15 protein-coding genes are annotated in these 23,481 nt (G+C 49.5%); 8 read left to right on the top strand and 7 right to left on the bottom strand.

Annotated elements, in window-relative coordinates:
• Window positions 1-48: 48 nt before the first annotated feature.
• A complete protein-coding gene (greA, locus tag EJL04_RS11330) occupies window positions 49-516 on the bottom strand; it encodes a transcription elongation factor GreA (protein ID WP_021854048.1) in 468 nt (155 codons plus the stop codon).
• Between the two features lie 710 nt (window positions 517-1,226).
• Here greA and EJL04_RS11325 point away from each other — a divergent pair.
• Together EJL04_RS11325 and EJL04_RS11320 are read left to right on the top strand one after the other, a co-directional pair.
• Window positions 1,227-2,522, top strand: coding sequence for an L-cysteine desulfidase family protein (locus tag EJL04_RS11325; protein WP_021854047.1), 1,296 nt, complete (start codon window positions 1,227-1,229; stop codon window positions 2,520-2,522).
• On the top strand, window positions 2,522-4,534 hold the full coding sequence (locus EJL04_RS11320; RefSeq protein ID WP_021854046.1) for a protein-disulfide reductase DsbD family protein: 2,013 nt from the start codon (window positions 2,522-2,524) through the stop codon (window positions 4,532-4,534). The genes EJL04_RS11325 and EJL04_RS11320 overlap by 1 nt, the downstream gene beginning before the upstream one ends.
• 899 nt (window positions 4,535-5,433) lie before the next feature.
• Here the strand turns inward: EJL04_RS11320 and EJL04_RS11315 are convergent.
• From EJL04_RS11315 to EJL04_RS11305, 3 genes are all read right to left on the bottom strand, one after another.
• On the bottom strand, window positions 5,434-6,408 hold the full coding sequence (locus EJL04_RS11315) for an IS3 family transposase (RefSeq protein WP_241209919.1): 975 nt from the start codon (window positions 6,406-6,408) through the stop codon (window positions 5,434-5,436).
• 35 nt (window positions 6,409-6,443) lie between these two features.
• Window positions 6,444-6,818, bottom strand: coding sequence for a transposase (locus tag EJL04_RS11310; RefSeq protein ID WP_125103787.1), 375 nt, complete (start codon window positions 6,816-6,818; stop codon window positions 6,444-6,446).
• A gap of 620 nt (window positions 6,819-7,438) precedes the next feature.
• Window positions 7,439-8,035, bottom strand: coding sequence for a hypothetical protein (locus tag EJL04_RS11305; protein WP_021854045.1), 597 nt, complete (start codon window positions 8,033-8,035; stop codon window positions 7,439-7,441).
• Window positions 8,036-8,464: 429 nt separating this feature from the next.
• Here EJL04_RS11305 and gltB point away from each other — a divergent pair, with 429 nt between their 5' ends.
• The 5 genes from gltB to EJL04_RS11280 all read left to right on the top strand — a co-directional run bounded on the left by gltB (window position 8,465) and on the right by EJL04_RS11280 (window position 19,041).
• Window positions 8,465-12,937 carry a glutamate synthase large subunit gene (gene gltB, locus EJL04_RS11300; RefSeq protein ID WP_125104993.1) on the top strand — a complete coding sequence of 1,491 codons (4,473 nt, stop codon included), beginning with the start codon at window positions 8,465-8,467 and terminating at the stop codon, window positions 12,935-12,937.
• 283 nt (window positions 12,938-13,220) lie between these two features.
• Window positions 13,221-14,561 (top strand): glutamate synthase subunit beta, encoded by a 1,341-nt coding sequence (locus tag EJL04_RS11295; protein WP_125104992.1) that lies wholly within the window; start codon window positions 13,221-13,223, stop codon window positions 14,559-14,561.
• A 440-nt stretch (window positions 14,562-15,001) separates the two neighbouring features.
• A complete protein-coding gene (locus EJL04_RS11290; RefSeq protein WP_241209987.1) occupies window positions 15,002-15,934 on the top strand; it encodes a hypothetical protein in 933 nt (310 codons plus the stop codon).
• The gene (locus tag EJL04_RS11285) at window positions 15,912-18,080 is read left to right on the top strand and encodes a hypothetical protein (protein ID WP_125104991.1); all 2,169 of its coding nucleotides are present in this window, start codon (window positions 15,912-15,914) and stop codon (window positions 18,078-18,080) included. The genes EJL04_RS11290 and EJL04_RS11285 overlap by 23 nt, the downstream gene beginning before the upstream one ends.
• Window positions 18,081-18,222: 142 nt before the next feature.
• Entirely contained in the window at window positions 18,223-19,041 is an 819-nt protein-coding gene (locus tag EJL04_RS11280; RefSeq protein WP_125104990.1) for a carboxypeptidase-like regulatory domain-containing protein, read from the top strand.
• Between the two features lie 194 nt (window positions 19,042-19,235).
• Here EJL04_RS11280 and EJL04_RS11275 read toward each other — a convergent pair whose 3' ends face one another.
• Window positions 19,236-20,522 (bottom strand): IS1380-like element ISBf11 family transposase, encoded by a 1,287-nt coding sequence (locus tag EJL04_RS11275; RefSeq protein ID WP_125103926.1) that lies wholly within the window; start codon window positions 20,520-20,522, stop codon window positions 19,236-19,238.
• A gap of 154 nt (window positions 20,523-20,676) precedes the next feature.
• Here EJL04_RS11275 and EJL04_RS11270 point away from each other — a divergent pair, with 154 nt between their 5' ends.
• Window positions 20,677-21,585: a DUF4377 domain-containing protein gene (locus EJL04_RS11270; RefSeq protein ID WP_125104989.1), complete on the top strand. Its 909-nt coding sequence runs from the start codon at window positions 20,677-20,679 to the stop codon at window positions 21,583-21,585.
• A gap of 62 nt (window positions 21,586-21,647) precedes the next feature.
• Here EJL04_RS11270 and EJL04_RS11265 read toward each other — a convergent pair whose 3' ends face one another.
• Both EJL04_RS11265 and EJL04_RS11260 read right to left on the bottom strand, forming a co-directional pair.
• The gene (locus EJL04_RS11265) at window positions 21,648-22,376 is read right to left on the bottom strand and encodes a LytR/AlgR family response regulator transcription factor (RefSeq protein WP_125104988.1); all 729 of its coding nucleotides are present in this window, start codon (window positions 22,374-22,376) and stop codon (window positions 21,648-21,650) included.
• A 24-nt stretch (window positions 22,377-22,400) separates the two neighbouring features.
• A complete protein-coding gene (locus EJL04_RS11260; protein ID WP_021854038.1) occupies window positions 22,401-23,423 on the bottom strand; it encodes a sensor histidine kinase in 1,023 nt (340 codons plus the stop codon).
• Between the last annotated feature and the right edge of the window lie 58 nt (window positions 23,424-23,481).

Genomic DNA, 23,481 nt, shown 5'->3' with positions numbered 1-23,481 from the left:
TTCGGCTTGCCTGCCTTAAAGCCTCATGACAGCTGTATCTCATGAGCTTTATTCTACGGTAATCTTTTCTATGCGCAGCTTTATGGTTCCGCGTGGTATCTTTATTTCAACCTCGTCGCCTACCTTCTTGTTGAGCAGTCCCTGTGCAATAGGTGTCTTTATCGAGATTTTGCCTTCGCGCAGGTTTGCCTCGCTCTCGCTCACGATGGTGTAGCTCATCTTGGCGTTGTTTGCCAGGTTGGTCATTTCCACTTTTGACAGAATCTGCACGCAGTCTGTGCTCAGGCGCGATGTGTCAACAATTTTGGCTTCAGAGATAGCAAGCTTAATCCTGTTGATCTTGTCTTCAAGATGTGCCTGTGCCTCCTTAGCTGCATCATATTCTGAATTTTCGCTCAGGTCGCCTTTGTCTCTGGCCTCTGCAATTGCCGCTGACGCCTTGGGACGTTCGACACTTTCCAAATGTTTTAGTTCGGCCACTAACTTGTCGTAGCCTTCTTGTGACATGTAAGCCATAATTTATTGGTTTTAAAGATTATTATTATTTTTGGGACAGACAAAACGAAAGATTCCGGCATGTTTCTCAATGTCGGAATCCTTGATCTTGCCTTTCCTTATGTTAATTCATTTTATTCTTGTTGGCAAAGGTAGGCTTTATTTTTCAAATCAACAACTTTTTAGTGCTAAAAATAGTTAGTTCTTGCCTCCAGCCGTGCTAAATTTTGTTCTCTGTGCCGTCTCGTCGGCGTGTTTCGGGCGTGGCTCCGGGCGCGCCGCTTCTGTCATGTTTTTATCATGCCGGTCTGTATCTTGTCGTGCTGCAAAGGCCGTCAGATGCTGTGGTACGGGCGGACAGCTTGCATATTGTTATCCTTCTGATTGTCAGCGCGTTAGCCAGCGTGTTGCAAAACGTGCCCTTTCGCCTTGCAAAACATGGTCTTTTGCATGATGAAAGACAATGTTTCAGAGTCCGAAACGTGGCCTTTTGCAAAACGCCTTGCCGGTGTCTGTGCCGGGTGTTGCCGGCTTACAGTTGGCGTGAGCATTCCGTCTGAAAATGTATTTTTATGCTTAAAGTTTACAAAATGTAAGCAGTTTTAGTGGCGCAGACGTGTTGCAGCCCAACTTTTTTGTAACATTTGCGTAATTTTCCTTGTTAAAAATAAATTTTTTCCACTTAAATTTGTAACTTCGCAGCTTGTAAGTATAACCTAAAAATCTTAGCAATGTTGTCAACAGAAGAAAGAAAATCTATTATAGCCCTGATTCACAGTCAGGTTTTGCCGGCAATAGGCTGTACAGAGCCTATAGCCGTAGCTCTTTGTGTGGCAAAGGCCAGAGAGCTGCTCGGGACTCTTCCTGAGAGCATAGACATAGAGCTTAGTGCCAACATCTTGAAAAACGCAATGGGAGTGGGCATACCGGGAACTGGCATGATCGGCCTGCCCATAGCCGTGGCTCTTGGTGCCATAGTAGGCCGTCCGGAGCTTGAGCTCGAAGTGCTGCAGGACAGCAACAAGGAGGCCGTTGAGCGCGGCAAGGCGTATATCGCCGAAGACAGAATACACATAAGCCTGAAGGAGGATGCGCCCGACAAGCTTTATATAGCCGTGAAGTGCAGCGCCGGCGGTCATGAGGCCGAGGCAAGAATAATGCACATGCACACCAACTTCGTTTATCTGCGCAAGGATGCCGACGTGATGCTCGACAATATGGCCCCGAGAGAAGAAGAGGCAAAGCAGGTTGAAGTGGAGCTCACTCTGCGCAAGGTCTACGAGTTTGCCACCGAGACCGACATCGAGGAGCTGAAGTTTATCCTCGACGCCAAGCGCATGGACGAGACTGCCGCAGCAGCAGGCCTGCGCGAGAACTACGGCCACACGCTGGGCAAGACCATGTGCAGCCCGCTGGGCAAGGGCATAATGGGCGACAGCATATTCTCAAAGATACTTTCGGCCACAAGCTGCGCCTGCGACGCACGTATGGCCGGCGCCATGGTGCCCGTGATGAGCAACAGCGGCAGCGGCAACCAGGGCATCTGCACCACCATGCCGGTGGTAGTGTTTGCAGCCGAAAACCATAACACTGAAGAAGAAACAATACGCGCCCTCATCATAAGCAACCTTACTGCCATATACATCAAGCAGCATCTGGGCTCACTTTCAGCCCTCTGCGGATGCGTGGTTGCCAGCACGGGCAGCAGCTGCGGTATAACTTACCTTATGGGAGGCAGCTATGAGCAGCTGTCGTATGCCGTGAAGAACATGATAGCCAACCTCACGGGCATGATATGCGACGGCGCTAAGCCAAGCTGCGCGCTAAAGCTTACTACAGGCGTGAGCACGGCAGTGATGAGCGCCATGCTCGCCATACAGAACAAGCATGTAACCTCGGTAGAGGGCATCATCGACGACGACGTAGACCAGAGCATACGCAACCTTACAGAAATAGGCAAGAGAGGCATGGACGAGACAGACCGCTTCGTGCTTGATATAATGACACATAAAACCCAGAAAAAATAATGAAACTTTTAAAAACAACATTCCTGACAGCGCTGCTCGCCATGTTCACACTGGCCGTTGCAGCACAGATGCAAGACCCGGTTCACTTTAAGGTGAGCCAGAAAAAAGTGTCGCCCACAGAGCTTGAAGTTATTTTTACAGGGCGGATAGACAAAGGATGGCACGTGTATTCAACCGGACTGCCTGCTGACGGTCCTATTTCTGCCACTCTGCACACAGAGAAGGCCGAAGGTGTTAAGGCTGCCGGCAAACTCTCACACAGAGGAAAGGAGATAAGCCAGTTTGACAAAATGTTCGGCATGAACCTGCGCTACTTCGAAAACAGCGTTACTTTCGTGCAGAAATTCAAGATTGTCGGCAAGACATACAAAGTAAGCGGATATCTTGAGTATGGCGCATGCAACGACGAAAACTGTATCCCGCCCACACAGGTTGAGTTCGCATTCAACGGCGAAGGACCTGCCGACGCTCCTGAAGCAGAGGAAACTACCGAGGCTGAGGCTACAGACACAACAGCCGCAGCAGCAATGGCAGGAGCCGACTCGCTGCAGACTGACACAGCCGCTGTAAACGCACAGGGCGACCTCTGGAAGCCTGTTATCGACGAACTGCAGAACTTCAACGGCGGCGACACAGGTTCAAGCCGCTCTTGGATATATATCTTCCTGATGGGACTTGTCGGAGGTTTCGTGGCTCTGTTCACTCCTTGCGTATGGCCTATCATACCTATGACCGTAAGCTTCTTCCTGAAGCGTACAAAGGATAAGAAGAAGGGTATACGCGACGCCATAACCTATGGTATCTCTATCATCGTTATCTACCTTGCCCTTGGACTTGCCATCACGGCCATCTTCGGTGCAAGCTCGCTCAACGCGCTGGCCACCAACGCCGTGTTCAACATATTCTTCTGCCTGTTGCTGGTAGTGTTTGCCCTGTCGTTCTTCGGCTGGTTCGAGCTCACTCTGCCTTCATCATGGACAAACAAGGTTGACAACAAGGCATCGTCAACGAGCGGTATGCTGAGCATCTTCCTCATGGCGTTCACGCTTACACTCGTTTCGTTCTCATGTACAGGTCCTATCATCGGCTTCCTGCTCGTTGAGGTCAGCACATCTGGCAGCATCGCAGGTCCTGCCATCGGTATGCTCGGCTTCGCCATCGCACTGGCTCTGCCGTTCACACTCTTCGCCCTGTTCCCCACATGGCTCAAGCAGGCTCCTAAGTCAGGCAGCTGGATGAACACCATCAAGATCGTGCTCGGATTCATTGAGCTGGCTTTCGCCCTCAAGTTCTTCTCTGTAGCCGACCTCGCTTACGGTTGGGGACTGCTCGACCGCGAAGTGTTCCTCGCTCTCTGGATCATCATCTTCGGCATGCTCGGCCTCTACCTTATCGGCAAGCTCAAGTTCCCGAGCGACCAGGGCAACACAGACGCAATGCCTGTTCCGTGCATCGTGCTCGGTATGATTTCGCTTGCGTTCACAGTATATCTTATCCCGGGTCTCTGGGGTGCTCCCTGTAAGGCAGTCAGCGCATTTGCTCCTCCTATCAACACTCAGGACTTCAACCTCTATCACAACGAAGTTGAGCCTAAGTATAAGGACTACGAGCAGGGTATGGCAGCAGCTGCAGCTGAGGGCAAGCCTGTTGTTGTTGACTTCACAGGATTCGGATGTGTCAACTGCCGTAAGATGGAGGCAGCCGTATGGACCGATCCTCAGGTAGCCGACAAGCTCAACAACGACTTTATCCTCATCTCACTTTATGTAGACGACAAGCAGCCGCTTGACAAGCCTATCGAGGTGGTTGAGAACGGACGTAAGCGCAAACTCCGCACCGTGGGTGACAAGTGGAGCTATCTGCAGCGCAGCAAGTTCGGTGCAAATGCACAGCCGTTCTATGTTATTCTCGACAACAAGGGTATGCCTGTTGCAGGTTCTTACAGCTATGACGAGAATATCGGCCATTACACCGACTTCCTCAACACTGGTTTGAAAAACTATAAGAAATAATTGATTTTAATAGGCAGTTTTGTTGATTTATGTCAATAAAACTGCCTATTTGTAAATATTTTATCATATTTAGATATCAATTTGGTTAAAACTTTCATATCTTTGCACTGTGTTTTTCATAGTATTAGATTTAAGGTTAACAAAAGACAGGGACTCAGCGGAGTCCTTTTTTTATGCCCTTACGTCTGCTGATGCGTTTTGTTCCGTGCCTTTTTAGTCCCCGTTTATCAGTTTTTATTTGCAGTGAGCTATATATGCCGCATTGCGGTATGTGTCCTTTTATGTTTCAATATGCCAGCTTTTGCATGCCGAAACGTGTCCTTTTATCGTGCGAAAGGGCAGCTTTTATAAATTAACCGCTTGACGTAAAATTGCCCGTTGCGCCGTATATGCTGTCTTGATTCCGTATAAGCATAGCCGCTCTCGTCCGTATTATGTTTTCCGGTCATCTGTACAGCCATTGTCGTCTGTAGTTTGTTTCAGGTCGAAATGCACACGGATAATCAGGTGAAGAATGCCGAAAATGTTTCGGCAAAAACTCATCACTCGTCACATTCCTGTCTATTGCGTTGGTTATCAGCGTGTTATGACGTGATGAGTTGCCTGCCGCACTCGTCACCTTCGGGTTCCTCTGCCGTTGGTGTGACGAGTTGCAGTTTCAACTCGTCACACCGTAACGGCTTGTCTGTCAGAATGTTATGCGCCTGTGTGACGAGTGACGAGTTTCTTCCGAAAATCTTTTTGCGTTGTTTTGTCGTATGTCCTTTCCTAAAATTGGTTGACTTCTAACAAGCCATTCCCTGATTAAAGTTGACTCTGGTTAAACTTATAACTGTTATTGGTTGACTCTACTTTTAATTACTGATTAAAGTTGACTTTTACCGGGACAGAATCCCTGTTCATGGTGTCCTTGGAGGGCGTAGCCCGGAAAGGACACCATGAACAGAAGGCAAAGATAGTCCATCTTCTCCAATATCGGAGCATTCCTGTCTGTTTTTTATGGCCTTTGTCCTAAAACTGCTCCAACGCTTAGATATCTCACCCTGACATGAAGCAGCCTGTGCCGGTGTCATCATGTTGATGCTCATGTGCGGCCTTTCGTTGTTGTAGAAGTCCACGGCCGTTGCCACGGCTTCCCTGACCTGGCCGATGTCGGTGAACCTCATACCCTTAAGGAGTTCGTTCTTTATGGTACCATTAATACGCTCTGCCTGTGCATTGTCCTTCGGATCCCCGGTCTCCGTCATACTGATACTTATACCATTTTTATTAAGCAGCCTGACATATTCGGAACTTGCGTATTGTACGCCGCGGTCTGAATGATGTATAAGGCTGATGCCGTCCATGCCCTTCAGCCTTCCCAAAGCCATGCACAGTGCTTCAATGGGATAAGCCGTCTCAAGCGTCGGACCGACACAGTATCCTACAATCTCTTCTGTATATGCATCAAGTACAATTGAAAGGTAGCAGAAACGGTAGTGTATGTCGTCTGTCCAAATAATTATGTACGTTATGTCACTGACCCATAGCTGGTTAGGTCTGAGGGGCAACATTTCCTTTATAAGATTGGGATATGTCGGAAGACCGTGCCTTGAGTCAGTGGTACGTGGACGGCGCAACCTTTTACGGAGAATCATGCCGTTACATGACATTATTTCTATAAAACGGTCACGGCCGACGGGACTGTTGCCGCTGAAATCACGCCGGTACATGTGCCAGAGCTTCAATGCGCCTATTCCGGGGTCTATACGGCGCACCTTGCGGACATACTCAATCACAAAGGCATCACGGGCGGCCCTCATCATTGACTTTGACTCATCATACTTGTAATAGGCCTGCTTGCTTACGCCAAACAGCGCACAAAGATGTCTCACCCTGTATCGGACAGGGTTCTTCGTGTGCAGGAATGTTACTGTTTGGCGCCAGATTTTTTTCTTATGCTGATGCCTAACTCGGATTCGGCCACATTTATCATCTCGTCATAAGCCTCGGCCTTTATCTCGGCCTTGGTCAGTTCGGACTTAAGACGGAGTATCTCGGCCTGAAGGGCCTCTATGTCTGACGGGAGGCTGACTGAGTCACGAACATGCTTCTCTCTTAGTGTCTTTTTCTTTGTCATAAAATCGACATAATACAATTCAGGTGCAAATTTAGCACACCAGCGGCGAACTGTAGCCTCTGATACGGGAATTATTTTTGATATTCCCAAAAAACTTACACCTGAAGAGCGAAGATCTATCACTTTTTGAAGATATTGACCCTTTTGTGATTTATTTTTCCTCATAATTATTTTATTTATGAGTCAACTTTTTTCAGGGTAAGACAGTAACTCTTTCCTGAATTTGGTGATTCTTCCGCAATTTAGTTGAAATAGTCTCTTTGTGTTATGTTATAAATGTTATAAGATGGTGTTTAGTGAACTAGGCTTCAACTAAATTGCGGAAGAACCAATTAGGTTAACTTCAAGCGGGCTTTTTCCAGCTTTATGTTTACTCAGGCTTGCCTTTGTGCGCTGCAGCTGCACCTATTATTATATAATAATGTTACAAGACGATAGGCAAAATCCTGGTTATTATGTGCGCCGTTGTTGTCTGGCCGTTGCGTAGGTTCATAAAAAAAAGATGTTCCTCAGGCCTCACGGTCTAAAGAACATCGGTTAAAACAAGTCTTACTAAACTATTAAAAAACATTTCCTAAATTTATTAACCTCTATATCTTTTTTACGTTCATGTGTTGTTTTTTGTTCTGTATTTGACATTTATTCGTCTCTTGTTCTGCAAAAATATAAATAAATATAAAGATAATGCGCATGCAGTTTGGTTCATAACGGTTCAGAACGTATTAATCGTTTGTATGTCCGTGTTATGCAGTCGCTGCTTTTGCGCGGTTTTGACTTACAGGTTGTTATTTTGCCTTGGCGTCTGACTGTCCGATTGTAAGTTGCAGAGTTGTCAGTCCGTTGTCCTTTCCTGTTATGTAAGTACACTGCTTGCTGTCGCCGTGTTCTAGTTCCGACACGTACAGCGGTTTGTTCAGATTGAATATAAGTGTCTTGAAAGTGTCGCCTTTGCAGAGTTTGTTGTTTGACGATTCCTCCACGCGGAAGCAGCTGTCGCCTATGTATTCTATCTCGCAAGTGCAGTCGGGAGCCCATCCCAGTTCTATTTTGTCGCCCGTCTTAAGGCTTGCTGTGCGGATCTGTTTTTCCGGCATGGCGTCGCGTTCCATGATGTTTCTACGTCTTAGCGACAAACAGAAGTCATACCAGTCGATGTATCCTATAAAGCGGCTGAGTATTGATAAGGTGGTGTATCGTGTGTTGTGCTTTGCCTCTACGTATCCCCATATTCGCTTTATTGTAGAGATGCTAATCTCTTCTTTCAGTTCCTTTTGTAGTCTCAGCGAAAGTTGATTGAAGTCGGTCGGCGATTTCAACGGCTTACCCATCCTCTTTTCAATTTCAAGTTTAAGGCACTCTATTTCGGTATATTTTGTATCCATTTAGTTTGTCTTATTGACGTTTAGTGTCTGCAAAAATATTAATTTTTTTATAAAAAAATTGATGCAAAGAATGATTTGAACCAAAATGAACCAATTTTGTTTCCTTATTTTTATTACAAATTGCTTATAGCAGCATCAATTTTATTTTTCATTTATCATCAGGTTGCCGTGCTTTCTTTATTGAAAGCATTTTGCATAAATGTACTTTTTGAGGTTTTATTCCAACTTGTAATGAATATTCTGAATTTTGCTTAACAGATGCTTGATTTGCAGGTGTTATTTCGCCTAATTGTAAGTGTTGTGAATTTATTGATGAAAAAATGTCGAATTTATTTTGAATAAATGTTCTCAGAAAGAAAGTATTTTTGTATTTTTGCAAACACTTTGCTAAGTATTTAGTTTTTTAGATTAACTTAAAGGCAATTAATTATGGGAAAAGGATTGTATAATGCGGAATACGAGCATGACGCATGCGGCGTGGGCATGGTTGTCAACATACATGGAAACAAGAGCCATGAACTTGTTGACAACGCCCTGAAGGTGCTCGAGAACATGCGACACCGCGGTGCCGAGGGTGCCGACAACAAGACAGGCGACGGAGCCGGAATAATGTTGCAGATACCTCATGAGTTTATTCTCTTGCAGGGAATACCGGTTCCGGAAAAGGGAAAATACGGAACGGGACTCGTCTTCCTGCCTAAGGATGAGGCTCAGCAGCAGGACATACTGAGCATAATGATTGAGGAGATAGAGCGCGAGGGGCTGTCGCTTATGCACCTGCGCAACGTTCCGACAAATCCCGACTGCCTCGGCGAGACGGCACTGGCTAGCGAGCCTGACATAAAGCAGCTGTTTGTTACCGGCGTTACGGACAACCGTGTGCCTTATTTCGAGCGCACGCTGTATCTTATCCGCAAGCGCATTGAGCGTCGTGTTAAGAACAAAGACTTCTACATCTGCTCGCTGTCGAGCAAGAACATTATATATAAGGGTATGCTGTCGAGCCTCCAGCTGCGTCAGTATTTTCCCGACCTGACAAACAACTACTTTACCAGCGGACTGGCTCTTGTCCATTCTCGCTTTTCTACTAACACATTTCCTACATGGAGCCTGGCGCAGCCGTTCCGCCTGTTGTGTCACAACGGCGAGATAAACACCATACGCGGAAACCGCGGATGGATGCAGGCGCGCGAGAGTGTGCTTAGTTCTGAGGCGCTGGGAAGCATAAAAGACATATCACCGATAATACAGCCGGGCATGAGCGACTCGGCAAGTCTCGACAATGTGTTCGAGTTTTTCGTCATGAACGGTCTGTCGTTGCCACATGCCATGGCGCTTATGGTGCCCGAGAGCTTCAACGACAAGAACCCTATATCAGAAGACCTTAAAGCCTTCTACGAGTATCACTCAATACTGATGGAGCCGTGGGACGGTCCGGCGGCGCTGCTCTTCAGCGACGGCCGCTATGCCGGCGGAATGCTCGACCGCAACGGTCTGCGTCCGGCACGCTACACCATAACCCGCAACGACATGATGGTTGTGGCGTCAGAGGTGGGCGTCATGGACTTCGAACCGTCTGAGATAGCCGAGAAAGGCCGCCTGCAGCCGGGCAAGATACTGCTCATTGACACGCAGGAAGGCAAAATATATTATGACGGAGAAATAAAGGAGCGTCTGGCAGCGGAACATCCGTACCGCCAGTGGCTGTCGACCAACCGCATACAGCTCGAAAAGCTGAAGAGCGGACGTAAGGTGAGCAACGCCGTTGACAATCTTGTGCGCCGCGAACTTATGTTCGGTTTTGGCGAGGAGGACATCGAAAACACCATAATACCAATGTGTGTCAACGGTCAGGAGCCCACCGCGTCAATGGGCAACGACACGCCTCTTGCGGTGCTGAGCGACCGTCCGCAGGTGTTCTTCGACTACTTCCGACAGCAGTTTGCACAGGTTACCAACCCCGCCATCGACTCGATACGCGAGAATCTCGTAATGTCGCTGACGGAGTATATCGGCCGTGTGGGCACCGGGGTGCTTATTCCTGACGAGACAAACTGCAAGATGGTGCGCCTGCCTCACCCGATACTTAACAACACCCAGCTCGACATTCTGTGCAACATACGCTACAAAGGCTTCAACACCGTGAAGCTGCCGATACTCTTCGAGTGCGCAAAGGGAGAAGACGGACTGCGCGAGGCCCTCGACAACCTGTGCAAGCAGGCAGAGCGCAGTGTTGACGACGGCTACAACTACATCATACTTACCGACCGCGACATCGACGAGACTCACGCCGCCATACCGTCGCTGCTGGCCGTTAGTGCCGTTCACCACTATCTGATATCGGTGGGCAAGCGCGTCCAGACCGCCCTTATCGTTGAGAGCGGAGAGATACGCGAGACCATGCACGCAGCCCTGCTGCTCGGCTACGGAGCTTCGGCCCTGTGCCCGTACATGACATTTGCCATACTCGACGATCTCGTTAAGCGCGGCAAGGTGCAGGAAAACTATGAGACAGCCGAGGCCAACTATATCAAGGCCGTGAAGAAAGCACTGCTAAAGATAATGGCTAAGATGGGCATATCAACCATCCGTTCATACCGCGGAGCAAAGATATTTGAGAGCATCGGACTGTCGGAGAGTCTGCTGAAGACATATTTCGGCACGGAGACATCAACCATAGGAGGCATCGGACTTGAGACTATCGCGCGCGACGCCATAGCCATGCACGACGCCGGATTCGCAAAGACGGTATGCACCGACTTCCTGCCTAACCAGGGACTTTTCCACTATCGCAAGGACGGAATAAAGCATGCGTGGAACCCTGAGACCATATCAACCCTTCAGCTTGCCACGCGCATGGGCAGCTATAAGAAATATAAAGAGTTTACGCGTCTTGTAGATGAGAAAGATGCGCCTATATTCATACGCGATTTCCTCGACTTCAAACGCAATCCGATAGACATAGACAAGGTGGAGCCTGTAGAGAGCATAGTCAAGCATTTTGTCGTAGGCGCCATGAGCTTCGGTGCGTTGAGCCGCGAGGCACACGAGGCCATCGCTCTTGCTATGAACAAGCTCGGCGCACGTTCTAATACGGGCGAGGGCGGCGAGGACAACGAGCGCTTCCACTCAAAATACGACGGGATTTCGCTGTCGAGCAAGACCAAGCAGATAGCTTCAGGCCGTTTCGGTGTAACAACCGAATATCTTGTCAATGCAGAAGAACTTCAGATCAAGGTGGCACAAGGCGCAAAGCCCGGAGAAGGCGGACAGTTGCCCGGATTTAAGGTGAACGAGATTATAGCCAAGACACGCCACTCTATACCCGGCATATCGCTTATCTCGCCTCCGCCTCACCACGACATCTATTCTATTGAGGACCTTGCCCAGCTGATATTCGACCTCAAGAACGTCAATCCCAAAGCAGCCATAAGCGTGAAGCTCGTTGCCGAGAGCGGCGTGGGCACCATTGCAGCCGGCGTAGCCAAGGCAAAGGCCGATCTGATAGTCATCTCCGGTGCCGAGGGAGGCACGGGAGCATCGCCTGCATCGAGCATGCGCTTTGCCGGGATATCGCCCGAGATAGGCATAAGCGAGACGCAGCAGACGCTCGTAAAGAACGGACTGCGCGGTCAGGTGCGCCTGCAGGTGGACGGACAGCTTAAGACCGGACGCGACGTTGTGCTCATGGCGCTGCTCGGTGCCGAGGAGTTCGGCTTCGGAACGCTGGCACTCATCGTGCTCGGATGCGTCATGATGCGCAAGTGCAACCTCAACACATGTCCGCTCGGCGTAACCACACAGAACCCCGAACTGCGCAAGAACTTCATCGGAAAATATGAATATCTTGTAAACTATTTCACCTTCCTTGCCCGTGAGGTGCGCGAGTATCTGGCCGAAATGGGATACACAAGGCTCGACGACATCGTCGGACACACCGAACTGATTGTCAGGAAAGAAACCGAGAAGGGCAGTAAGCCGTCTATGCTCGACTTCACACGTCTGCTCAACCGTGAGAGCGGCAACTGCTCGCTGTATCACACTACGGCCCAGATTCACGACCTCGGCAACATACTCGACCGTCAGATAATACATTCGGCGCAGAAAGCCATAGAGGAAAAAGAAGAGGTTAACCTCGATTACGCCATAAAGAACACCGACCGCGCCGTTGGAACGATGCTCAGCGGTATGATTGCCGGGAAGTACGGATACGACGGACTACCCGACTCAACAATCAACATAAAGTTTAAGGGCAGTGCCGGACAAAGTTTCGGAGCATTCCTCGTAAGCGGTGTAAGTTTCAAGCTCGAGGGCGAAACTAACGACTATTTTGCCAAGGGACTCAGCGGCGGGCGCATAGCCATACTGCCGCCTGTGCGCAGTAACTTTGATGCTGAGGACAACATCATTGCCGGCAATACGGGCTTATATGGTGCAACGAGCGGCGAATTATATATAAACGGAAAGGTAGGAGAGCGCTTCGCAGTGAGAAACTCGGGTGCAATAGCCGTTATCGAAGGCGCCGGCGACCACTGCTGTGAGTATATGACGGGCGGTCGCGTGGTAGTGTTGGGCGAAACCGGACGCAACTTTGCTGCCGGTATGAGCGGTGGAGTGGCATACGTTTGGGACAAGCACCACAACTTCGACTACTTCTGCAATATGGACATGGTGGAAATCAACCTTGTTGACGAAAGCAACTACCGCAAGGAACTGCACGAACTGATACGCCAGCATTATCTCTACACAGGTTCAAAGCTGGCACGCACAATGCTCGACGACTGGAACCACTATGTTGAAGACTTCGTGCAGGTAGTGCCAATAGAATACAAGCGCGTGCTGCAGGAAGAGCAGGTAAGAAAACTCCAGCAGAAGATTGCCGACATGCAGAGGGACTATTAATTCTAAGTGAAGAACAGGCGCAGGGCGCAATGAAAAATTAAAAATGAAAAGTGAAAAATCCAAATGTTGATTAAGTGAAGAGTGAAGAACCAGAGTGAAAAATCCAAATGCAGAGTGGTGATAAGAAGCAGCAAGGCTATTGACTTTAACTCCTTTAACTACTCTAACTCCTTTAACTACTAAAGAATAATGCATTTGTCTTTTTTGCTGCGCCCAAGGATATTTCTCCTTAACTTATTGCCTCCTACAAAATAATTTCAAAAGAATTTATAACATAACAGACATGGGAAATCCAAAAGCATTTTTGACTATACACCGCAAGGAAGCGGGACACAGGCCGGTGCACGACCGTATACATGACTTTGGCGAGGTGGAGCAGACGCTCAACTCTAACGACCGCCGCATGCAGGCATCGCGATGCATGGACTGCGGAGTGCCCTTCTGCCACTGGGCTTGTCCGTTGGGCAACAAACCGCCGGAGTGGAACGACGCTCTGTATAAAGGCGACTGGGAGCTGGCTTACAGGCTGCTCAACTCTACCAACGACTTTCCTGAGTTCACGGGGCGCATCTGTCCGGCTCTCTGCGAGAAGGCCTGCGTGCTCAATCTTGTGGAGCATGAGCCTACAACCAACCGCGAGAATGAGGCTGCCATAACCGAGCACGCCTTCGAGGAGAACTACGTTCGCATACATCATCCTGAGCGCAACGGCAAGAAGGTGGCCGTGATAGGAGCCGGACCTGCCGGACTCGTGGCTGCCAACCGCCTTAACCTGAAGGGCTACACCGTCACGGTGTTCGACAAGAACGAGGACGCCGGCGGACTGCTGCGCTACGGCATACCTAACTTTAAGCTCAACAAGGCCGTGATAGACCGCCGCATAGACGTGCTGATGCAGGAGGGAATAACCTTTAAATATAATCAGAACATCGACGTTAGCAAGCTGCCCGAAGGCTTCGACGCCTACGTGATAGCCACGGGAACGCCCACGGCACGCGACCTTGCCATACCGGGCCGAGAGCTTAAAGGCGTGTATTTTGCGCTCGACATGCTTGCACAGCAGAACCGTGTGCTCGCCGGATGCGAATATACTAAAGACCAACTGGTAAGCGCCAAGGGCAAAGACGTGCTCGTGATAGGCGGCGGCGACACGGGAAGCGACTGCATAGGCACGGCCCACCGCCAGGGATGCAAGAGCGTAACGCAGATAGAGATTATGCCGAAGCCCGCGGAAGGTCCCGACGACCCTGCCAACCCATGGCCCAACTGGCCGCGCACGCTGAAGACAACCACCTCGCACGAGGAAGGCTGCACAAGGCGATGGAACATCAATTCGCTGAAGTTTATCGGTAAGGACGGCAAACTGACGGGCGTTGAGGTGCAGGAAATAACATGGAAACCCAATCCCGAAGGCGGCCGCCCGATAATGGAGGCCGTGGGCAGTCCGGAGGTTATTAAGGCCGACATGGTGCTGCTGGCGATGGGATTCCTGAAGCCCGAGCTGCCCGAGCTTGCTCCAAATGTGTTTGTTGCGGGTGACGTCGTCAGCGGTCCGTCGCTCGTTGTAAGGGCAATGGCAAGCGGACGCGACGCTGCCGAGAAAGTAGATAAATTTTTCCACTAACATTTTTTACATTCCTTTTTTTCTGTGAAGGGTCGGGGCAGATGTTGCTCCGGCCCTCGCTTTTTTATGCTGTCGGGCGCCATGTTCGTGCCGACTTTTGCTTGTTTTGTAATATCTTGATAATCAATGGTTTAGCAATACTCTTCCAAAAGATGCCCTTTTAGCTTGCAAAAGGCCGTCTTTTAGGCTGTAAAAGGGCACCTTTTGCAATGCGAAACGTGGCCTTTTGCACGGCCGTCAGTCTTGCCCTGATTTCCGCATGCATTCCGTGCGTCTTTTCAGTGCTGCTCAGCCCTTGGGCTGCCCGCCGTTCTCCTTGCTGCCGAAATATGCCGTAAGGCGGTGCGCCCGGTGCCGGCAGGATAATAATTTCCGGCCTTTTTTATATAAATTTGCGCTTAATATATACGTATTATTTATTTTTCTGTATATTTGCCGCAATGAAAGGAACAATAATCAAAATAATGGCAATGGCCCTTGTGGCCGTGGCCCTGCTGTCGTGCGGCGGCAGGCGTGGCGGCGATGCGGTGCGCTCGGTCTACTACTGGAGCACCACTCTGCGCATGGACAGCGTTAAGGAGCAGTTTATGCGCGAGCATAACGTCAGTCGCATGTACATCAGATACTTCGATGTCGTTGAGGACGAGAGCGGCCGCCCCGTGCCCAACGCCACGCTGCGCTTTGTTACGGCTGTGCCTAAAGGCATCGAGGTGGTGCCCGTGGTATATATCGTGAACAGCTGCATGCGCCGCGACATAAGCGGTCTGGCAGAGAAGATATACAGGCGCGTGCGCCAGATGAACGAGACCAACGACGTGGCCGGCGTGAAGGAGATACAGATAGACTGCGACTGGACAATGCGCACGCGCACGGCCTATTACAGATTTCTGAAGCAGCTGCGCGACATGGCCGGCAAGGACGGCATACGGCTGTCGGCCACAATACGCCTTCACCAGCTCTCGCAGCCGGCTCCGCCCGTTGACCGCGGCGTGCTGATGATGTATAACACGGGCGACTTTACCGACCTTGAGTGTAGCAAGCCCATACTCGACATGGACGATGCTGCGCCCTATATGTCGAGTCTTTCCTCATACAATCTGCCGCTCGCGTCGGCCTATCCGCTGTTCAGCTGGCGCATACTGTTCCGCAGCAGCCGCTACGTTGGCATAATGCATGCCGACGACGACCTGCCCGTGCTGGCCGGCGACAGCATAGTAGAGCGCCGCGTTGAGCTTGACGACATAATGAGAGCCAAGGATGCCGTGAGCCGCAAGCGCGCCGACGCCAACGGCGAGATACTGCTTTTCGACATGAGTAACCAGAATATAACCCGATTTAAACCGGAAGATTATGAAAAAATTTATCTTCGTTAGCCTCTTTGCCCTCGCGTTGTGTGCCGACGCATGGGCCTGCATAAGCGAGGCTCCCACGCACAACAATTACATGTTCAGCGTGTTCAGGCGCGAGAGTATGGACTCGCCGTTCCGCGAAGACATCAATGCCTACTGGAAAAGATATGCCGGCGACATGTCTGATACAAGTACGGACTATTACAGGTGGAACCGCGACAAGATTGATGCGGCGGCACGCAGCCGCGGCGATGTGCTGATGCAGCGCTACATGAAGCTGCTCGACAGCTATCTGCAGGTGTGCGACGAGGTTAGCTATGACTCGTGGGACTATCCGACCAAGGAGCAGCTGACAAAGCGAAAGTCTACCTTGAACTCGATACGCAACAGCGCCACGATGGCCATGAAGACCGGACTGCGTGAGCTCAACGCGCTGATGGTGATGCGCGCAAACATGATGCTGGGCTACGACCAGGCCAACATATCCTTCTGGAACTCAACGGCACAGAACCTGCCGAAGGGAGTATGGCGCGAGGTTGCACGCAATATATATGCCCGCGCGCTGCTCAACACGGGCAAGCGCATCGAGGCATGCAACATATACGCCGAGCAGGGCGACATGCAGAGCATCAAGTGGAGCATGCGCAACTACCGCAACCTGGCAGGAATACAGAAGATATATCTCGACGACCCAAACTCGCCCACGCTGATATATCTCGTTCAGGACTTTGTAAACAACGTGCAGGAGACGCTCGACCAGGCCACAGGCACCGGCACGGACGAAGACTGGATTAAGACCATCGACGCCCGCGTGGTGTATAAGGCAGACGCAATGCGCTTCGTAGACTTTGCCAAAAACGTGGTGAGAAGCGGCAAGAACGAGTATCCCTGCCTGTGGAAGTCGGCCATAGGCATGATATATTATCTCTTCGGAATGTCGGAAGAGGCCGTTGCCGAGCTCGACGAGGCCATGGCTATGGACGGCACGCCCCGCATGAAGGACAACGCACGCTGCATACGCCTGCTGGCTTCAACGGGCTGCAACATGTTCAGTCCGTCTTATTCGGCATATCTGCTGAAGGAGATGCAGCGGCTCGACGAGCTTATCAGGGATGAGCGCGGCACGTCGGACATATATCCGAACCATTACACCGACGTAAAGGAGCGCGTGGTCTACAATGCACTTGTGCCCAAATGCATGGCCACTGGCCGCGTGAACATGGCTCTGGCTCTGCTCGGAATGATGGAAGAGAATGAGCAGGATTTCTATACGAAGGGACGCCACTCGCAGCCTGGTTATGTGATTGAGGGCGATTATGCGTGGAACTCTGACTATTCGCCGTGGAACGAATATTTTGCTGTCATGGACACAATCAGTGCCGACGTCCTGGCCGGTTACCTCAAGTATATCAGCATGGAGCAGTCAGACCCGTTTGAGCAGTATGTCGTTTCGCAAGTATATCCCAACAAAAACTATTACAACGACCTCATCGGCACAAGGTATATGGCCGAAGGCCGCTTTGCCGACGCCCTGCCTTATCTCGAGAAAGTGTCGCTCGGCTTCCTGTCGCAGCAGAACATCAGCTGGTATATGGCCAACCGAAAATACAGCCTTCCGCGCTGGTTCAACCGCCAGTTGCCTAACATGCCCGACACCGACGGCCCCGGAAAGGGTGAGCCTAAAGAGAATATGAAGCTAAGATATTGCAAGGACATGCTGCAGCTGCAGGCCAATTACGACCTTGCACGCGAGGGAGAGCAGAAGGATATGCGTGCCTATGAGCTTGCCGTGATGCATTATCAGGCTTCGTGCTACGGCGACTGCTGGTTCCTTACGCATTATGCCCACAGCATTTACGACAGCACCCGCAACGGCGAATTCGACTTTGCGCGCAAGACCGTTGAGTATCTCAACAAGTGTGTTGTGTCTTCCGACCTCAACATGCGCTACAAGGCGCTCTATGCGCTGGCCTTTGTCGACAAAGATCCGTGGTTTGACGTCAAGTACGACCGCGACTATAATCCTGTTTACATCCCGCGTCCTGCCTCAAGTCAGTATAAGGCAATGACAGCGCTGTATAGCTTTGCAAGGCAGCATCCGCAGTATGTCGACGGTTATACCACGCGATGCGACATGCTGAAGGCCTTTGCCCGTGTGTCTGGACAGTAGTGGGCCTGCGTGCCGCCGACGCCGTTCAGTGTGCGGCATAATGTGAAAGTATAGTCAAAGCTGCAAGTTTTTTTATTCGCTGATGCAAGGTTTTGTAAATAAAAACGTTTAATATGTAGACAAAATCTTAAATGTTACGGATATGAAAACTTGCAGCTTTATTAATTTCTTTTGGCTGATGGCATGTGTGCTTTGCCTCGTGTCGTGTGATGAGGAGAACGACTTTATCTCAGGACCTACCGCGAGCAGCACTATGATAAGCGGCGTGGCACGCACTGCCGACGGGACGCCGCTTGCCGGAGTTAAGGTGAGTGTGGATTATAATGAGTCGGTGTGGCTTGGTCAGCAGACGACACGCCACAAGGCAGAAGGCATTACCGACAAGGACGGCAACTACCGGCTGTATTTTGAGTTGCGTGACGACGAGCTGCAGGACAACGGCAACGATGCGTCGGCGTCGAGAAACTTCTACCTCATTTTCGACCTTTCTTCGCTCTCAGAAGAAAAATACATCATGCCGAAAGACATAAAGGCCGACAACAAAGATCTGAAGTTGCGCTTCTATTATGACAATCTTCACTTCGAGAGAGGCAAGTTCTACAGCCATAACCTTTACGTTCCGCTAAAGCGCTGGATAGACGTAACCGTTGTCAGCGACGGCAAGATAGACGCCAATGACAAGTTTGTCGTGTCTAATCTGATAAACTACGGCGGCGACGAGCTGCCCTTCAACTCCTATTATCGCGACGGCCGTGTGCTGATGGACTATCCCATAACGATGACGTCAGACAGGGAGCAGACGTTCAGGGTGCCGTGTGCGCTCAACGACTCAAACATGATTTACATCGGCTGCATGAAGGGTGGAGTAGGCTCTTACGATGCCGTTACGCCGGTTAAGAAAGTCTTTGTAACCGAAAGCGAACCGCAGTCGGTAAGGCTTGAAATAGGTGCTGCAGAATGAGACAAGTGTGATTGTTTAACTAACCTCAAATCCGCAACCGCCCTCATAAGATGACACAGAGGTCAAAAAGGTAGCGACACTGTGGCAAAAGAGGGTGCAACGCAGCAAAAATCGCCACAAAGACGCATTAAATCCCCTTACCCCACCATGCGACTTGAGGCAATACGCAAAATCACGACCATAAGTTGTCGGTGTCATCCAAAGTCATTCTGGAACACATCAGCATAAGCGTTGTTGCATGAATAGATATTCAGCACATACTGCCTTGATGTCCTGACCCATTTGGCTGGCACAGAGATGAACTTGAAGACAAACGCCTTGATGCGGCTTGTTGCTTTGAGTCCGAACCTCTTCACGTCAAGCCTCGCCATGATGAATTTATAGAAGTTGCGTATGAGTGCCGTAAGCAGAAGAAACACCGTGTTTTCTCCCATGAAGGATTTTGGAAGCCTGTTCCAGCCGAATCCGTTATTCATGTCATCGAAGATGCGTTCCTTCCCTCCACGGAGGTTATAGAATTCGACAATCTCTTTCTCGGAAGACTCGTAGTCATTTGTAAGGATGCAGCGGTAGGTGTATTCTCCTTCCCACAGGTCGAGTTCGCCGTCTATCCGCTTCTGTCTTTGAATCACAAGACGGTATGCCTTCCCTTTCCATTTCTCGATGAGAATGGAGGCCAGCTCAAACTCAATGCCGCCCAATTCCACTTTCTTCCAACCTCTGAGGGCAAAGATGTCATTGTAGAGCGAACTGCATCGGTTGGCACGGATATAGAAGGTCTTGCAGTGTTTAGCAATCTCTTCCACTATCTCTTCAGAACACGAGCCGCAATCAGCTCTGAAACGGTTGATAATAAGCTTGTTCTGTTCAAACCTTTCAAAGAACCTCTTCAGCGTGTCCTTCTGGTGGAAACGGACATTTGTGTTGCCGTCGCTGTTCTCAATGCCGACAATCAAGTCGCCAATAACCGCCACGCCAGGGTGATAACCAAGGAACTTCTTGTATGTAGGCTTCGCATCATACTTCTCAGCCTCTATGAACTGGTGGTCGAAGTCAACGTCATACCCCTCGCCCTCTTTCAGTTGCCCTGTGGACAATAGGCAATTGAGGAGCAGTGTATTCAGCTTGTCTGCCGTGTTGAAGTCGTAGGTCTTGCCAGTGTCGGATGTGTAGGAAATGTTATCCTGGGTCAGTTCCTTTATGGCTCTGAGAATCGTGTCGGCACTGCATGTGCGAAGTGTCGGATGAAGCGAGAGGTGGTACATCAGATGAGTGGTGACATCCTCTATGCATGAGCCGCCACAGAAATAAACGCTCATAAGCGAACGGATGATTTCGCTGTATTGATAACCATACAGCCTGCATCTCATACCGAGGGTTGAGTCGATTACAGATGAGAGATTGGAGTCAAATTGCTCCATTATTGAAAAAATTCCTCCAAAAGGAGAGAGTTTCTCAGATTTTATTGCTACCTTTGCCATGTCTGTCGGGTTTGATACATATTTTGATTTGCAACACTAAGATAGGTGAAAAATCTGACATAGCAAAATCCTGAGCAACTTTTTGTTGCTCAGGTACTTATAAAATAAGTTAAACTAAAATGCTGCGGAATTTAGGACTAAAAAATATTGTGATATGGAAAAAATAAAATGGTTACCAGTGTTGATGTTATTGGCTGGTGCGTTCTGTCTTGCAGGATGCTTGAATGAAGATGATGAAGAAGGTGGCGTAAAGGTAACCGGTCATGAAGAATATGTTATGACAGTGGCATCGAAGAAGCTGGCTTATGTAATTTTTAATGGCAGCGACTTCTTCACTGAAGCTTATGCCGTGAGGAAAGAAGGCACGCAGGCATGGGAGCCGCTTACGTTTATTTCCGGATTAGATTATGAGGAAGGATATGAGTATGAGGTGCGTGTCAGCGAGACAAGTTATTATGATGAAAGAAGGAGCGAATCGTCGTGGACTGAATATAAACTGCTGGAGGTAATGTCAAAGACTGAGAAACAGAGCGAAGGACTGCCCGTGAGCTTTATTGATGAGCGGTCTTATAAACCTGTTGACGTGCGCTATATTGTTGAGGCCGATGATAAGGCAGTGATAGAGAATGACATCAGAAGCAACGGCAGTATACATTTTGGATGTTCGTATGTATTTAGTTTCGACATGAATAACTGGCTATTGGCAGACAATAATAATGAAGTTATGGCTTATGGAGCACTTTCAAAGAAAGACGTAGATAGTTCAGATTTTCCAGAATCGTACAAGCTCCTTCCGCCTGATGGTCAGGTCGTGTCGTCGATGGAGTGGACATTCTATTATATATTGGATGATGTTAAAACCGAATACCATTCTTATGATGTGTTTATGGTTGAGCCAAAGGTAGATAATGAGTCTGCCGTATCATCCGGAAAAGAAAAAGAATATTCTCCCTCACCTGTTGAAACGCAGCCTTGGATGTATGAAGACCTTACCGAATATTACAAGGCAAAATATCCCGATGCAGGCGTAAAGACAGTTGTGGTGTGCCAGACGTTTAAGTAGACGCATGTATCTGAAAATCAATCTGTTTTTAGTTTGGGTTCCGGCTTTTGGCAAGTCGGAACCTAATTGTTTTCATTCGGCTGTTGCTTATCGGCGTTGCCTGTGCCGTTCATGCAGCAGGCGAAGTTGGCAGAGTATGCCCTTCCGATAGGAATGGTGTTGTTGCCTGCCAGCGTTATGTCGTTTTTGGTGAAGCTTATTATTGCCGTCTTGTTTACTATAAACGACTTATGAACCCTTATGAAGGTGCTTTCAGGCAGAATCTCCTCAATGTTTTTCATGCTCATCTGCGTCATTACGGGGCGCTCGTGGTTAAGATGAATCTTGATGTAGTTGTTCAGCGCCTCGATGAACGAGATGTCTGCATAGCTTATCTTGATGTTCTTATATTCAGACTTCACTATGAAGAAGTCTTCCTCTGCATGGCGCGCCCTTTCCTGAAGGTCCTTTTGCCTTATGGCCTTTGACACCGCAACCTCGAATCTGTTGAACGAAAACGGCTTGTGAAGAAAGTCGATGGCGTTGAGCTCAAAGCCGTCGAGGGCAAACTGGGCGTATGCCGTGGTGAATATGAACATCACGTCCGACGAAATGATACGTGCAAGTTCGAGTCCGTTCATGCCCTTCATCTCTATGTCAATGAACACTATGTCGGGCTTGCTGCGCCTTATCTCTTCGAGCGCCTTGAGCGGGTTGGTGAATGTTTCAACGCTTATGTTGCCCATTCTCCGGGCAAACTCGCTGATTATGTTGAGAGCTATCGGCTCGTCGTCAATGGCAATACATCTCATTGTTCCTGTCGTCGTTGTATGTGGTTAGTTTATTAAGGTTATGCTCAGCAGCACGGTGTAGAGTCCGTCTGCGTCGTTTATCTCGAGCTTGTGGCGCTTGGGATAGGCCAGTTCGAGCCGCTTGCGGCAGTTGCTTATGCCTATGCCGGCAGAATGGCCGCGCCTGTCTGTCGGCTTCTGGTTCTGCGTAGAGAAGAACAGCGTGCCGTCTTCAATCCTTATGACGATATACACCTGGCGGTCGTCGGTAGACGACAGACCATACTTTATGGCGTTCTCTACGAAGGTTATAAGCAGCATGGGCACTATCTGCAGTCCCTGCCGCTTGTTGTCGTTATAGTAAGACAGCTGTATGCTGTCCTTATTTTCGGTGCGGTATTTCTGTATCTCGATATACTGTCGTATGTAGTCGATCTCCTCTTCAACGGGTATGGCCTCCTTCGTAGGGTTGGTGTACATGTATTTCATCAGGCAGATAAACTGCATGAAGGCCGTCTCCACCTGCTGCGACTTCATCACGATCATGCCGTAGAGAGTGTTGAGCGTATTGAAAAGAAAGTGAGGATTAATCTGTGCCTTGTAGAGAGCAAGCTCCGCTTTCTTCTTCTCCGTCTCTAGGTCGTGGCTGCGCACAATCTGCCTGATAAGTTCGGTGAGCAGGCCTACGGCCGTGCTGAAGGTGATGGTTGCGACATACAGGAACCACACTGCCTGCTGATGAAGCCTTGCCCTGGCCACAGTCCTTACGCGGCGTGGACGCACCGGTCTGTGCGGAAAGTCCATCTGATACTGCGATATGAGCCATGTAATCAATATTGTGGCAAGAATCAGGATAAGGGCTATAATCACCTTGCGGCGCGTCTGGAAGAACATGGGCACCGTGATATAGCGGTTGAAGAAATAAACGGCATAGAGCCAGCACGCCAGTATGCAGACAAACGTCAGGTTGTTGGCTATCCATCGCTCTATGGGAAGCAGGAAGCACAATGCCGGCAACAGCACGCAGGCAAAGAGAAGGTCGGTTATCAGAGGTATCTTTCTTAGCATAAATTATCGTTATTGCGTTACTAAATCTTTCCCGTTGCAAAGATAGTGTAAATATTCT

Origin of the sequence: Prevotella marseillensis (genome assembly GCF_900625065.1) — a bacterium.
Taxonomy (GTDB): Bacteria; Bacteroidota; Bacteroidia; order Bacteroidales; family Bacteroidaceae; genus Prevotella; species Prevotella rara.
Note: the sequence above shows the minus strand (reverse complement) of the source record. Positions and strands in the feature narration are given on the sequence as shown.